Origin of the sequence: Xenorhabdus anantnagensis (genome assembly GCF_028598555.1) — a bacterium.
Classification (GTDB): Bacteria; Pseudomonadota; Gammaproteobacteria; order Enterobacterales; family Enterobacteriaceae; genus Xenorhabdus; species Xenorhabdus anantnagensis.
This window is the reverse complement of record NZ_JAQRFN010000001.1, coordinates 230,036-243,298: the sequence shown is the minus strand read 5'-3', so window position 1 is coordinate 243,298 and position 13,263 is coordinate 230,036. Positions and strand designations below refer to the sequence as shown.

General features: G+C 40.5%; 14 protein-coding genes. 8 read left to right on the top strand and 6 right to left on the bottom strand.

The annotated features are described in order from the left end of the window. Positions 1–57: 57 nt before the first annotated feature. Positions 58–966: a DNA-binding transcriptional activator PunR gene (punR, locus tag PSI14_RS00880; protein WP_273573962.1), complete on the top strand. Its 909-nt coding sequence runs from the start codon at positions 58–60 to the stop codon at positions 964–966. A gap of 3 nt (positions 967–969) precedes the next feature. On the opposite strand, the gene purR is transcribed toward punR, so the two are convergent. Both purR and sodB read right to left on the bottom strand, forming a co-directional pair. Continuing rightward, complete coding sequence (gene purR, locus PSI14_RS00875) at positions 970–1,995, bottom strand: HTH-type transcriptional repressor PurR (protein WP_273573961.1); 1,026 nt, start codon at positions 1,993–1,995, stop codon at positions 970–972. Between the two features lie 598 nt (positions 1,996–2,593). Then, positions 2,594–3,172, bottom strand: coding sequence for a superoxide dismutase [Fe] (gene sodB / locus PSI14_RS00870; RefSeq protein ID WP_273573960.1), 579 nt, complete (start codon positions 3,170–3,172; stop codon positions 2,594–2,596). 363 nt (positions 3,173–3,535) lie between these two features. On the opposite strand from sodB, the gene PSI14_RS00865 reads away from it, so the two are divergent. Then, the gene (locus PSI14_RS00865) at positions 3,536–3,925 is read left to right on the top strand and encodes a Grx4 family monothiol glutaredoxin (RefSeq protein ID WP_273573959.1); all 390 of its coding nucleotides are present in this window, start codon (positions 3,536–3,538) and stop codon (positions 3,923–3,925) included. A gap of 63 nt (positions 3,926–3,988) precedes the next feature. Here the strand turns inward: PSI14_RS00865 and rnt are convergent, their stop codons facing one another. Both rnt and gloA read right to left on the bottom strand, forming a co-directional pair. Next, positions 3,989–4,648 (bottom strand): ribonuclease T, encoded by a 660-nt coding sequence (rnt, locus tag PSI14_RS00860; protein WP_273573958.1) that lies wholly within the window; start codon positions 4,646–4,648, stop codon positions 3,989–3,991. 184 nt (positions 4,649–4,832) lie between these two features. After that, positions 4,833–5,240, bottom strand: a complete 408-nt coding sequence (gene gloA, locus PSI14_RS00855; protein ID WP_273573957.1) for a lactoylglutathione lyase — start codon at positions 5,238–5,240, stop codon at positions 4,833–4,835. A 264-nt stretch (positions 5,241–5,504) separates the two neighbouring features. On the opposite strand from gloA, the gene PSI14_RS00850 reads away from it, so the two are divergent. Next, on the top strand, positions 5,505–5,744 hold the full coding sequence (locus tag PSI14_RS00850; RefSeq protein WP_273573956.1) for a DUF1289 domain-containing protein: 240 nt from the start codon (positions 5,505–5,507) through the stop codon (positions 5,742–5,744). Between the two features lie 676 nt (positions 5,745–6,420). Continuing rightward, a complete protein-coding gene (gene slyA, locus PSI14_RS00845) occupies positions 6,421–6,858 on the top strand; it encodes a transcriptional regulator SlyA (RefSeq protein WP_273573955.1) in 438 nt (145 codons plus the stop codon). A gap of 82 nt (positions 6,859–6,940) precedes the next feature. On the opposite strand, the gene PSI14_RS00840 is transcribed toward slyA, so the two are convergent. Beyond that, positions 6,941–7,414 (bottom strand): outer membrane lipoprotein, encoded by a 474-nt coding sequence (locus PSI14_RS00840; protein WP_273573954.1) that lies wholly within the window; start codon positions 7,412–7,414, stop codon positions 6,941–6,943. Between the two features lie 315 nt (positions 7,415–7,729). Between PSI14_RS00840 and anmK the strand changes: the two genes are divergently transcribed. The 4 genes from anmK (at position 7,730) to pdxY (ending at position 12,193) form a co-directional block, all read left to right on the top strand. Further along, positions 7,730–8,839 carry an anhydro-N-acetylmuramic acid kinase gene (gene anmK / locus PSI14_RS00835; RefSeq protein WP_273573953.1) on the top strand — a complete coding sequence of 370 codons (1,110 nt, stop codon included), beginning with the start codon at positions 7,730–7,732 and terminating at the stop codon, positions 8,837–8,839. A gap of 104 nt (positions 8,840–8,943) precedes the next feature. After that, a complete protein-coding gene (gene pdxH / locus PSI14_RS00830) occupies positions 8,944–9,597 on the top strand; it encodes a pyridoxamine 5'-phosphate oxidase (protein WP_273573952.1) in 654 nt (217 codons plus the stop codon). Between the two features lie 281 nt (positions 9,598–9,878). Next, positions 9,879–11,150 carry a tyrosine--tRNA ligase gene (gene tyrS, locus PSI14_RS00825; RefSeq protein ID WP_273573951.1) on the top strand — a complete coding sequence of 424 codons (1,272 nt, stop codon included), beginning with the start codon at positions 9,879–9,881 and terminating at the stop codon, positions 11,148–11,150. Between the two features lie 164 nt (positions 11,151–11,314). Beyond that, on the top strand, positions 11,315–12,193 hold the full coding sequence (gene pdxY / locus PSI14_RS00820) for a pyridoxal kinase PdxY (RefSeq protein ID WP_273573950.1): 879 nt from the start codon (positions 11,315–11,317) through the stop codon (positions 12,191–12,193). 162 nt (positions 12,194–12,355) lie between these two features. On the opposite strand, the gene fabI is transcribed toward pdxY, so the two are convergent. Further along, complete coding sequence (gene fabI, locus PSI14_RS00815) at positions 12,356–13,144, bottom strand: enoyl-ACP reductase FabI (RefSeq protein WP_273554107.1); 789 nt, start codon at positions 13,142–13,144, stop codon at positions 12,356–12,358. Between the last annotated feature and the right edge of the window lie 119 nt (positions 13,145–13,263).

Below are 13,263 nucleotides of genomic sequence, written 5' to 3'. Positions count from 1 at the left end.
TACTTGTGAAGCGGTAATATTTGCACCATGCCATGAAAAAAATTGAAAGGAAGATATATGTGGTCTGAATACTCTCTGGAAGTCGTTGATGCTGTTGCCAGAACAGGAAGTTTCAGTGCGGCTGCATCAGAGCTTCATCGTGTGCCTTCTGCTATCAGCTATACGGTCAAACAGCTTGAAGAATGGTTGGCAGTGCCTTTGTTTGAACGTCGTCACCGTGATGTTGATTTAACTGAAGCGGGGGCTATTTTTGTCAAAGAAGCTCGTTCTGTTATCAAAAAAATGAATCACACCCGGCACCAGTGTCAACAAGTTGCCAATGGTTGGCGGGGACAATTTAGTATTGCGGTTGATCAGGTAGTAAAACCAGAGCGAACTCTTCGGCTAATTTTGGATTTTTATCGCCATTTTCCAGATATTGAATTATTTATCTATCCCGAAGTTTTCAACGGAGTATGGGATGCCTTGGTAGACGAACGAGTGGATGTTGCTATCGGGGCCACACGTGCTTCCCCTGTTGGGGAGCAATATAGCTTCAGGGATATGGGGTTCATGCCATGGCTATGTGTCGCTAACCCCGGACATGAACTGGCAGCAATATCAGGAAAATTGGATGATAACCAAATGCGGCCTTACCCCAGTTTATGTCTTGAGGATACTTCACGCAGCCTGCCTAAACGTGATACATGGGCTTTGGATAACCAACGGAGGTTGATTGTTCCTGATTGGGATTCTGGATTAAGTTGCGTGATGGATGGATTGTGTGTAGGAATGGTTCCCAAGCACCGTGCACTACCGCTGATCCGTAAAGGCAAGCTGACTACACTCGAACTTGAACAACCATTGCCTGATAGCCCATGCTGCTTGACATGGTCGCAAAAAAGCCATTCACCGGCATTAAGTTGGTTACTTGATTATCTAGGGGATAGCGAAACGCTTAATGCTGAATGGCTGCAAGAAAATTAACCGTCAGCGACGATAATCAATAAAAGGTCCATCCGCAACAGAGCGCCGTTCAACAAGGCGTGGGTGGACTTCAATAGTTTGTGCATCCTCACGTTTATTGACGATTCTGTCCAGTAACATCGAAAAAGCCATTTGCCCTAAACGTTCTTTGGGTTGGTGGATGGTTGTCAACGCTGGCGTGAAATAGCGGGCATTGCGAATATTGTCATAACCGATGATTGAGATATCTTGGGGAACGCGTAACCCTAACTCATCGGCTGCACAAATCGCTCCCATCGCCATGACGTCTCCACCGCAAAAAACAGCCGTTGGGCGTTGTTTCTGATTAAGGATCTTGCACATGGCTTGATAACCGGACTCAGGTTCAAAATCACCCTGAACAATCCACTCATCCCGAATAGTAATATTGGCTTCTTTCAGTGCCTTGAGAAAACCTTGATGGCGCCCTCCGCCAGTGTTTCTTGCTAATGGCCCAGGAATGGATGCAATATCACGGTGGCCGCGCTCAATGAGATAACGTCCAGCTAAATAACCTCCATGAAAAGCGTTATCAATAATTGCATCGGTAAAATCCCCTCTGGATTCTCCCCAATCCATCACCACCATAGGAATATTACGATAGCCTTCCAGCATACCTAAAAGCTGTTCAGGGTACTCTGAACACATGACCAGCAAACCATCTACGCGTTTTTGCGCCAGCATCGCGAGATAAGCTTTCTGTTTATCAAGGTTGTTATGAGAATTACATAAAATCAGTGTATAACCTTTGCTATAGCAGCTATTTTCAACAGATTCTATGATCTCAGCAAAATAAGGTGCTTCACTTGACGTTGCCAATAACCCAATGGATTTAGTGTGATTAACTTTCAAACTACGGGCAACGGCGCTGGGAGAATAGTTCAGTTCCTTAATAGCAGCCCAAACTGCAGCTTTTGTATCTTCGGCGACGAAACGGGTTTTATTGATAACATGGGATACGGTTGTGGTCGAAACACCAGCGTGTTTAGCCACATCTTTGATCGTTGCCATGATAAAAAGGACTCCTGACCTTATGGTCTAACTTTATATACCCTTTATCTTTCAAACTTGTTTAGTTGACTGCGCTTACTTGCACACCACCGAGGTTTGAAATCTATCGGGTATAGATATTTGTTAATCGTTTGCCAACATATTTATATATAGAGTGGTGGTTGGCAATAATTTAGCGATAAACCTTGGATTTTGTCTGATCTAGCTCAAAAGTGAAAGCAATAATCAATGCTATAAAGAGTATGGATTAAATATTGCAATATGGTTTTTAAATAATACGGCAAATGACCACTTAAAACTTATAGTATTAAAACTTATGGTATTAAAACGTATAGTATTGGGGGGTCTTAATTTTCACATTGAGGATGTTCTATGAATACAGATCTGAAGTTGGGATTATTGGCTGCCGGTAGTGCATTAATCATGATTGTTTCTCTGGGAAGCCTCTGTCTGATCTGATCAAGGTCTAAGAGAAGAATTTGTAACGCCATTTGCTTTGAAGGCGTTGCTTTAAGGGCGGGTTCTCCAGCATTAGGAATTCAGCAAATGAAAGAAAACCTGCCCTAGTTATTTCAAACTGGCGTGAGAATTAATCTTATTAAGCTAAGTTTTCTTCAACAAATTTCCAGTTGACCAGAGCCCAGAAATGCTCCAGATATTGAGGACGTGCATTACGGTAATCGATGTAATATGCATGTTCCCAAACATCAACGGTCAGAACTGGTTTATCTTCACCAGTCAGTGGAGTTGCTGCATTAGAAGTGTTAACAATAGCCAGAGTACCGTCAGCTTTCTTGACCAACCAAGTCCAACCAGAACCAAAGTTTTTCAGGGCTGCGTCAGTGAACTGCTGCTTGAGCTCAGCAAAAGAACCGAAAGCATTGTTGATAGCATCTGCTAATTTTCCGGTTGGTTCGCCACCACCATTTGGTGACAGGCTATGCCAGTAGAAAGTATGGTTCCAAACTTGTGCAGCGTTATTGAAGATGCCGCCTTCAGATGTTTTAATGATTTCTTCCAGTGATTTTCCGGCAAATTCGGTATCTTTAACCAGATTATTCAGGTTTACAACATAAGTATTGTGATGTTTGCCGTAATGATATTCTAGAGTTTCTGCGGAAATGTGTGGTTCCAGGGCATCTTTGGCATAAGGTAATGCTGGTAATTCAAAAGACATTGCATGCTCCTTTTTAATATCGGGTTTTTGGCTCCGCAAACCATGATTTATAAAATCCTAATCATGAGCAGGGCAAATTTAAGCTTATTATCATATTGCTGTTTGGTAATTATCTTAACAACTTTTCTGCTAAATAACAGGAGAAAAGATACGACTAGGTTGCGAACTGACGTAGAACTGAACTGTAACATGGATTAAATACAGTCAGTTGGAATGAAAATATCTAATGATTACTTGCTACAGATCATGGCAAAAATTTGCCAAATAAAGTTCATGGTAGAAAAATTAGAGTATAAAGTGGTATTCTGAATCAATCTTTATCTGATATTGATGAATAGCGCTTGCAGTTTTAAGGAAGCAAAAATGACGAATATTAATACAAATACTAATACAGTTACTGATACAACAGCAGATGCGGTTATTGAGAAACTCGAACGCCAGATCAGAGAAAACCCAATTCTGCTATATATGAAAGGTTCTCCTAAACTGCCAAACTGTGGCTTCTCTGCACAGGCAGTTCAGGTTTTATCAGCTTGTGGTGAACGTTTTGCTTATGTGGATATTCTGCAAAATCCAGATATCCGTGCTCAATTGCCTAAATATGCAAATTGGCCGACCTTTCCTCAGCTTTGGGTTGATGGTGAACTGGTGGGAGGTTGTGACATTCTTGTTGAGATGTATCAGCGCGGTGAACTACAAACGCTGATCAAAGAGACTGCTGATAAGTATCGTGAGCAGGAAAAAGATCAGTAATTCATCTGAATGATGAATATTTTTCGTAGCCCCATACTTTTTATAAGTATGGGGCTGACTTTTTTAGGACTCGCAGTCAGCAGTGTCAGGGGTAGGTAGTGGCCAACCACCTAACCGTTTCCAGCGATTAACGAGTTCGCAGAAAAGCAGGGCTGTTCGATCAGTATCATAAAGAGCGCTATGTGCTTGATTGCTGTCAAACGGAATTTCCGCTGTGATGCAGGCTTTGGCTAAAATTGTTTGGCCAAGAACCAATCCGCTGAGCGCCGCAGTATCAAAAGTAGCGAACGGATGGAATGGATTGCGTTTCAAACCAGAACGTTCAGCAGCGGCCGTGACAAAATTGTGATCAAAATTGGCATTATGGGCGACTATAATCGCGCGATTACAGTTAGTGTCTTTCATGCCTTTACGGATCATTTTAAAAATAGCATGCAAAGCAGTGTATTCACTGACGGCTCCTCGTAAGGGATTTGTGGGATCAATGCCAGTGAAAGCGAGAGCAGCAGGATCAAGGTTAGCTCCTTCAAAAGGCTCGATATGGAAATGCAGTGTATCAGCAGGTGTTAGCCAGCCTTCATCATCCATTTTTAAAGTAATTGCAGCAATTTCAAGTAAAGCGTCTGTACGCGCATTAAAACCAGCGGTTTCGACATCAATGACAACGGGATAGTAGCCACGAAAGCGTCCACTTAGCATATTTTGATCGTTTTGATTAGACATCTGATTTTCAGTTCTTAGCTTCAGGATTCTGTTTTTGACTCTAGAATAGTGGATATTATGACAAAATTTGGTGTGTCTTGCAGAAGTAATACTTATCTTATCAGGATAAAAAAGGGCAATAGAATATGCCCTTTTGTACGTGCATGAATAATTTCTAGCTATAAATTGGTCTTTATTGATCGAGTTAGTTGCCTAATGCACTGCTGGCGCTTGTATTTTCGATGAGTTCAATCTTATAACCATCGGGATCTTCAACGAACGCAATGACTGTTGTTCCACCTTTAACCGGTCCTGCTTCGCGAACCACGTTTCCTCCAGCAAGTTTGATGCGTTCACAGGTTGCTGCAACATCATCAACGCCTAAGGCGATATGCCCAAATGCAGTTCCCATTTCGTAGTTTTCAACTCCCCAATTGTGGGTTAGCTCAATGACCGCACCTTGGCTTTCATCGGTGTAACCAACAAATGCGAGAGAGTACTTATACTCTGGATTTTCACTTGTGCGAAGTAAACGCATACCCATTACCTGAGTATAGAAATCAACCGAGCGCTGCATATTGCCAACACGGATCATAGTATGGAGTAAACGCATGATTACCTCTTGATCTTCATAATTTTATTGCGAAATATAGCTTTTATTGCGAAATGTAGCTTTCGTTGCAAAACCTTGCTCACATATCTGCATATCTCTAGTTAACTATAACGTGTATGGGTAAAATAATTCAAATTGTCCTGTTCGTTTATTTTGTTTCTTAATGTTACTATTTTGTTTTGAAATGTATTGATTGCGGTTTATACTGCCAACAAATAGTTTCATCTTGAAAATAATTGATAAGCCTAAATGCAGGAGGATGAGATGGCCGAACAATTAGAATTCTTTGCTATTCCAAACCCTTGTCGAGGAGTTTGTGAATCTGATTCCCGTGGTTTTTGCCGAGGATGTTACCGTAGTAGGGAAGAGCGATTTATGTGGATGAAATTATCGGATAGCGAAAAAAGAAAAATATTGCGGTTATGTCATTATAGATATCTAAGGGAATTAAGATATAAGGAATCCAATGAAAATATTATCCCAAAACAACCCGATTTATTTTAGTTTTATTCCGAATTGATCAAAAAATATCATTTATATGAATTATGGTTTAGGGTGAACGAAAAAATAAGCAATATTACCAGTAATAAATGGTATATTATTTATATTACATTTCTTTTATTTGACATAAGTCATTTCAAAATATCACTCCTGTTGACTGGCTAAGGCATTTCAGTAAAAATTTCTTATTAAAGAATTATTTATTGAACAATAAAGGAGCTAATTTGTTATCTTGTTGTTTTTTATGTTATTTATTATAATATTGTCAATTTCTGTAAGAGAAAAATGATATTAATGTAAAAATATATAGATTAGTATTTGGATGGCGGTTATTCTTATAGAACTTTAACCGAGTGTAAATGTATATATTTTGGGGGTTTGTATCTTTTTTATTGATATTTAAAATTATAATAGTTTAGTTAGAAGATTATTTTATACAGTTTATATCGTTGGTGGTTTAATGCGCGATTTTATTCGATGCGCCGTACAACTTCGCTCTTTAGGGCGACGAAGATGTCAACTTTGAGTAACAAGCCAACGCGACACTAATTAGGTTATTAGCGAAATTTCTGACTCTGCTAATGTAAGCATGATATAGGATGCGTATCCATTATTTATATGAATAAACTGATTGGATAATTCATTGATGTTATGAGTCTCTAATTATAAGGAGGGGTAATTGGAATTGACATTGGGATCAGATCTGGCACGTTTAGTCCGTGTTTGGCGCGCTTTAATTGATCATCGTTTGAAACCATTGAAATTAACTCAGACGCATTGGGTTACTCTATACAATATTAGTCAGCTACCACCAGAGCAATCACAGATACAGCTCGCAAAAGCTATTGGTATTGAGCAACCATCTCTGGTGAGAACGCTTGATCAATTAGAAGAAAAGAAACTGATTACACGGCACACATGTGTCAATGATCGACGCGCAAAAAGAATCAAATTAACCGGAGAATCGGAAACTTTTATTAGAGAAGTGGATAGTGTTATTGATTCGACAAGAAAAGAAATCTTGGAGGGAATTACTCATGATGAGTTAATTCTACTTGCTTCTGTAATAAAAAAAATTGAAAAAAATATTAGCCAATTACATAAACAGGTAATATAAAAATTAATCTGTAATAAAAATCGCGGTCTAGATCCAGTTACTGGTAAACCGCGATTTTTTATTCTTGTGTTATTTGAATATTTCAGAGTGGTGACACTGTCAGAGAGCTTCCGTTGTCTGCAATCTGAACGCGTTGTCCTCTGCTGAATACAGTGCGGTCTAATTTTTGTACTACAATGATGTTTTTTCCATTGTCTGTACGAATGTTTAATTCGACACCTTTTGCTTGGTCTATAGCACCTTCGATTCCTTGGCCTGCCAGACCACCGGCAATAGCGCCTGCGGCTGTTGTAAGCCTTTGGCCAGAGCCACCACCAATGGTATTACCTAACAATCCTCCCAAAACGGCTCCCCCAATAAAACCTAAGACATTAGGATCACCAGCTTGTTTGCCTTTAATAGTGACGGGGCGTACTGACAGAATGGTGCCATAAGCTACAGTTTGGGCTTGTTTGGCTTGACCAATAGAATAAGTGTCACCAGAGAGTGCTCCCATGTCTGCACAACCAGACAAGGTGGTTACTACAACTGCACCAACCAGGAAACGTTTTAACATAGTTACTCCTAATTTTAATGCCCAATAGGGAAATTTGATAATAGATCTATAATCAAACGTTCGGCTGCTATTGTTAGCAGCTGAACTGATAGCTTTGCCAGCAACTAATGGTATATATCCACGCTTATAATAAATGCTCACAATGAACTCGCAAAGGAATAATTCCTGACCAAAAGCTTAGCATGTTTTGTGAAGAGCTTTCCAAAACTCAGATTTTACCTCTGATAATGATCATTAAACATATAGTCCGAATAGGATGTGTCTTATAGTTTATGTAAGATTAAATGCAATCCATTATTTAATAGAGGAATATTTATGAAATCAGGACGTTATATTGGTGTGATGTCTGGCACTAGCATGGACGGGGTTGATGTTATTTTGGCGGAGATTAGTGATAAGGTTGTGATTCAACAAGTGAGTTATAATCATTCTTTCCCACAAGAACTTAAGCAAAAATTGCTTTCTATTTGTCAAGGGCAGCAAACGACATTATCAATGGTCGGAAGATTTGACTATGAACTTGGAACGCTCTTTGCGGAAGCTGTTCAAGGATTGTTGAATGAAGCAGGGCTGACTGCAAATGACATTACAGCAATCGGATGTCATGGACAGACCGTATGGCATGAACCGGATGGTGAAAAGCCTTTTACCATGCAAATCGGCGATAATAACCGTGTAGCAGCATTGACTAATATTACAACAGTCGGTGATTTCAGACGGCGTGACATGGCTTATGGTGGTCAGGGAGCACCTTTGGTGCCAGCATTTCATATGGCTGTATTGGGCCATCCTACAGAAAGGCGTATTATTTTGAACATTGGTGGAATAGCAAATATTTCAGCGCTTCTGCCTAATTCTGCCGTTAAAGGATATGATACTGGTCCCGGAAATATGCTGATGGATGCTTGGACATGGCGGCATAAGCAGTTACCTTACGATAAAGATGCACTATGGGCTAGTGAAGGTACTGTCAATGAATCTTTGCTCCAAAAAATGCTTTCTGATCCATATTTCGCACGTACTGCACCGAAGAGTACAGGGCGAGAATACTTTAATATGACATGGTTGGAAAAACATCTGGCTGATTTTCCTGCGGTTGAACCAGTGGATGTTCAAGCAACATTAGCTGAGTTAACGGTCGTAAGCATTGTTCAGCAAGTTATGCTAAGTGGTGGGTGTGAGCGTCTTTTAGTATGTGGTGGTGGGGCACGTAATCCACTTGTGATGAATCGGTTATCGACTTTATTACCGGATACTGAAGTAACTACAACAGACAAATATGGTTTGAGTGGTGACGATATGGAAGCACTGGCATTTGCTTGGTTGGCATTCCGAACAATGTCTGGATTATCTGGTAATTTGCCATCAGTAACAGGTGCGGATAGAGAAACGATTTTAGGAGCAATTTATCCAGTTATCAGATAATTGGTTGGATCATGATCAGTTAATCAATGACTATTATTAGAAGACAGTTAGCTAGCAGATAACAATGAAATGCTAATACTCATTAAGAAACCGAGAAATTAGAAATGTCAGAAAATAATGAAACAGCTATCGCAGAACTGCGTCGCGAATATATACGTGATGGATTAAGGCGAAAAGATCTTACTGAAGAACCAATTAAACTTTTTGAACGTTGGTTAAAACAAGCTTGTGAAGCGAAACTCAGCGATCCGACGGCAATGTGTATTGCTACAGTAGATGAGAACGGACAACCTTATCAGCGCATTGTTCTGTTAAAACATTTTGATGCCCATAGCTTGATATTTTATACCAATCTTGGCAGCCGTAAGGCAAAACATCTGGCTCAGAATAACCGGATCAGTCTCCATTTTCCTTGGTATCAATTGGAACGACAAGTTAGTTTCCTTGGCAAAGCTGAGCGTTTGTCTCCGATTGAAGTAGTGAAATATTTTCATAGCCGTCCGAGAGATAGCCAGATTGCAGCCTGGGCCTCTCAGCAATCCTCAAAAATTTCTGCCAGAGGCATTTTGGAAGGAAAATTTTTGGAATTGAAACAGAAATTTCAGAATGGAGAGGTCCCTCTTCCCAGTTTCTGGGGGGGATTCAAGGTCGAATTTGATTCGGTCGAATTCTGGCAGGGCGGTGCTCATCGTCTTCATGATCGTTTTCTATATCAGCGTGAAGGTGATAAATGGCATGTTGATCGGTTGGCCCCTTAATAACAAAACGCTATAACCGTTCAATATACAAGGCTATAAATTGAGTAATGCTCAATAGCTTGCAAATTACAGCTAATAAGGCAGTGATTTGCAAAGTGAAAAGTATAATTACCATTTTTAATACTGGCACTTATATTACTGGCGTTTTATGCTATAGCACATGATTTATAACGAGATACTTATATACCTAATAGATTTCAGGTTTTAGCATAATCAATAAAGTGGCAGCCTGAAAGAAAGGGGGATATATAGGTAAAGTATACAAACCGATGGAGTCATTAATGTCTAGCAATAACCTGATTAAACAACTGCAAGAACGGGGCCTTGTTGCCCAGGTAACGGATGAAGCGGCGTTAACTGAGAGACTGGCGCAAGGTCCAGTTTCTCTCTATTGTGGCTTCGATCCTACCGCTGACAGCTTGCATTTGGGCCATCTGGTTCCCTTGCTGTGTTTAAAACGATTCCAACTTGCTGGGCACAAACCTATTGCGTTGGTCGGTGGGGCGACAGGTTTGATTGGCGATCCGAGCTTTAAAGCAACTGAACGCAAATTAAACACAGAAGAAACAGTCAAAGAGTGGGTTGAAAAAATTCGCAATCAGGTTTCCCCATTCCTTAGTTTTGATGGCGAAAACGGTGCAGAGTTAGCCAATAACTACGAGTGGTTTGGCAAAATGGATGTGCTGACTTTCCTGCGTGATATCGGTAAGCACTTTTCTGTCAACCAGATGATCAACAAAGAAGCGGTAAAACAACGTCTTAACCGTGATGACGTTGGTATTTCATATACTGAGTTTTCTTATAACCTGTTGCAGTCATATGATTTTGCAAACCTGAATGGAAAATATGGCGTTGAATTGCAAATTGGTGGTTCAGACCAATGGGGCAATATTACTTCAGGTATCGATTTGACTCGTCGCTTACATCAGAAACAAGTGTTTGGGATAACAGTACCATTGATCACCAAATCAGATGGAACTAAATTTGGTAAGACAGAAGGTGGTGCAGTTTGGTTGGATCCAAAGAAAACCAGCCCATACAAATTTTACCAGTTCTGGATTAACACAGCAGATGCAGATGCTTACCGTTTCCTGAAATTCTTTACCTTCATGGATATTGAAGAAATTAATGCTCTAGAAGAAGAAGATAAAAATAGTGGTAAAGCTCCACGTGCTCAATATGTACTGGCAGAACAAGTTACTGGTATGGTGCATGGCGAAGAAGGCCTTGCAGCGGCGAAGCGTATCACTGAAAGTTTGTTCTCCGGTGCGATTGTTGATTTGACTGAAGATGATTTTGCCCAATTAGCACAAGATGGAATGCCGGCAATTGAACTTGAAAAAGATGCCGATCTGCAACAAGCACTAGTTACAGCCGAATTTGTTCCTTCCCGTGGTCAGGCTCGTACCATGATCAGCTCTAATGCAGTTTCCATCAACGGTGAAAAACAATCCGAACCTATGTATGTGTTTGCAGAGAGTGATCGTTTGTTTGGGCGTTATAGTTTATTACGCCGTGGTAAGAAGCATTATTGCCTTATCAATTGGAAATAATTAATTAATATTATTAAGGGCAACATTATTGTTGCCCTTAATGTATCTGGCATTTTTATAGATATCATCTATACCCTATGGATTTTAAGTTGCAGCCAACAAAGATGCAGCTTGAAAGACGGCGGGTATATTTATAAATCAAAAATAATAAACTAGGCCTTATCATGAACAATGTTCTTTCAATTCAGTCTCATGTTGTTTTTGGTCATGCAGGAAATAGCGCAGCCGTTTTCCCGATGCGTCGTATGGGAGTGAACGTATGGGCATTAAATACAGTTCAATTTTCAAACCATACTCAATATCCTCAATGGCGTGGTTGTGTGATGCCACCTGAACATTTGACTGAAATCGTGCAGGGAATTGGTGAAATTAATAAATTAGCATCCTGTAATGCCGTTTTAAGTGGTTATATTGGTTCTCCAGAGCAGGGAAGTTATATCCTTGATATCGTGAAGCAGGTTAAAGAAGCCAATCCTGACGCATGGTATTTCTGTGATCCTGTAATGGGACATCCGGAAAAAGGATGTATAGTTGCTCCGGGTGTTGCGGAATTCTTTTGCGAGAAAGCATTACCTGCCAGTGATATCATCGCGCCTAATTTATTGGAACTTGAAACACTGACCATGCGGAAAATTGAAAATGTAGAACAAGCTATATCCGCAGCTCGTGAGTTATGTGAAAAAGGTCCTAAGATTGTATTGGTTAAACATTTGAGTCGTGCAGGCTATCAGAAAGATTGTTTTGAAATGCTTTTGGTGACGAAAGAACATAGTTGGCATATTAGTCGCCCATTAATTGATACGGGAACACGTCAGCCAGTTGGTGTTGGTGACTTAACGAGTGGTTTGTTCCTCGTCAATCTATTGAAAAATTCCTCTTTGACAAATGAAGCATTGCAAGCTGCATTAGAACATGTTGCCGCCGCAGTTTACGAAGTGATGTTGGAAACACAAAAGAGTGAAGAATACGAATTACAGATTGTTGCTGCACAAGATAAGATGGTCACTCCAGAACATCAGCTTCATGCGGTAAGAATAGACTGACACTGAAAATTATCAGTGAAATTATGCTTTCGCTTTCGATAGTTTTGGCTAACATATAGTTTTAGCTAACATATTGGCGCTACCTAATTGAGGGTAACAAGAAAGAGACAGTCTCAACCATAATTTTATGGATGAGACCATCTTCAATATATCAACGAACGATTACTTTAACTCTAATTCGTTCATAGCCGCGATGCTGAAGCCACCGTCAACATGCAAGATCTCACCGGTAACACCTCCAGCCAGATCTGAGCACAAGAAGGCAGCAGCATTACCAACATCTTCTGTTGTTACAGTGCGGCGAATAGGTGTAACTGCTTCACAATGCGCCAGCATTTTACGGAAATCTTTGATACCTGAAGCCGCCAGAGTACGGATTGGGCCAGCAGAGATGCCATTAACACGGACACCCTCAACACCCATTGCATTTGCCATATAACGTACGTTTGCTTCCAGAGAGGCTTTCGCCAGACCCATGACGTTATAGTTAGGAATGGCACGCTCTGCACCCAGATAGCTCAAGGTGAGCAGAGCAGAACCAGGATTCAGCATCTCACGGCAGGCTTTCGCCATTGCGACGAAGCTGTATGCACTGATGTCATGTGCAATTTTAAAGCCTTCACGGCTGACAGCATTAACATAATCGCCATCAAGCTGGTCAGCTGGTGCATAACCGATGGAGTGAACAAAACCATCGAATTTAGGCCATACTTTACCTAGTTCAACGAACAATGCGTCGATACTTTCATCTTCAGCCACGTCACATGGCAGAATGATATTCGAATTCAGAGATGCGGCGAATTCTTCGACACGAGGTTTCAATTTGTCATTTTGATAGGTAAAAGCTAGCTCCGCTCCTTGGTCGTGCATTGCCTTGGCAATTCCATAAGCGATAGACAGTTTGCTGGCGACACCAGTAATGAGAATGCGCTTGCCGGTCATGAAACCCATAGCAGTATCCTTATTGTTCTTTATGATCAAAATTACTCTTTGTGATCAAAATTGTTCTTTGTGATCAAACACCGAGAGTCATGGGGAAACAAAAATAACAAATATCCAACCATGGCTGC

Coding starts and splice junctions, on each gene's coding strand:
- punR (WP_273573962.1), top strand. CDS start 58: ATGTGGTCTGAATACTCTCTGGAAGTCGTTGATGCTGTTGCCAGAACA.
- purR (WP_273573961.1), bottom strand. CDS start 1,995: ATGGCAACGATCAAAGATGTGGCTAAACACGCTGGTGTTTCGACCACA.
- sodB (WP_273573960.1), bottom strand. CDS start 3,172: ATGTCTTTTGAATTACCAGCATTACCTTATGCCAAAGATGCCCTGGAA.
- PSI14_RS00865 (WP_273573959.1), top strand. CDS start 3,536: ATGACGAATATTAATACAAATACTAATACAGTTACTGATACAACAGCA.
- rnt (WP_273573958.1), bottom strand. CDS start 4,648: ATGTCTAATCAAAACGATCAAAATATGCTAAGTGGACGCTTTCGTGGC.
- gloA (WP_273573957.1), bottom strand. CDS start 5,240: ATGCGTTTACTCCATACTATGATCCGTGTTGGCAATATGCAGCGCTCG.
- PSI14_RS00850 (WP_273573956.1), top strand. CDS start 5,505: ATGGCCGAACAATTAGAATTCTTTGCTATTCCAAACCCTTGTCGAGGA.
- PSI14_RS00840 (WP_273573954.1), bottom strand. CDS start 7,414: ATGTTAAAACGTTTCCTGGTTGGTGCAGTTGTAGTAACCACCTTGTCT.
- anmK (WP_273573953.1), top strand. CDS start 7,730: ATGAAATCAGGACGTTATATTGGTGTGATGTCTGGCACTAGCATGGAC.
- pdxH (WP_273573952.1), top strand. CDS start 8,944: ATGTCAGAAAATAATGAAACAGCTATCGCAGAACTGCGTCGCGAATAT.
- tyrS (WP_273573951.1), top strand. CDS start 9,879: ATGTCTAGCAATAACCTGATTAAACAACTGCAAGAACGGGGCCTTGTT.
- pdxY (WP_273573950.1), top strand. CDS start 11,315: ATGAACAATGTTCTTTCAATTCAGTCTCATGTTGTTTTTGGTCATGCA.
- fabI (WP_273554107.1), bottom strand. CDS start 13,144: ATGGGTTTCATGACCGGCAAGCGCATTCTCATTACTGGTGTCGCCAGC.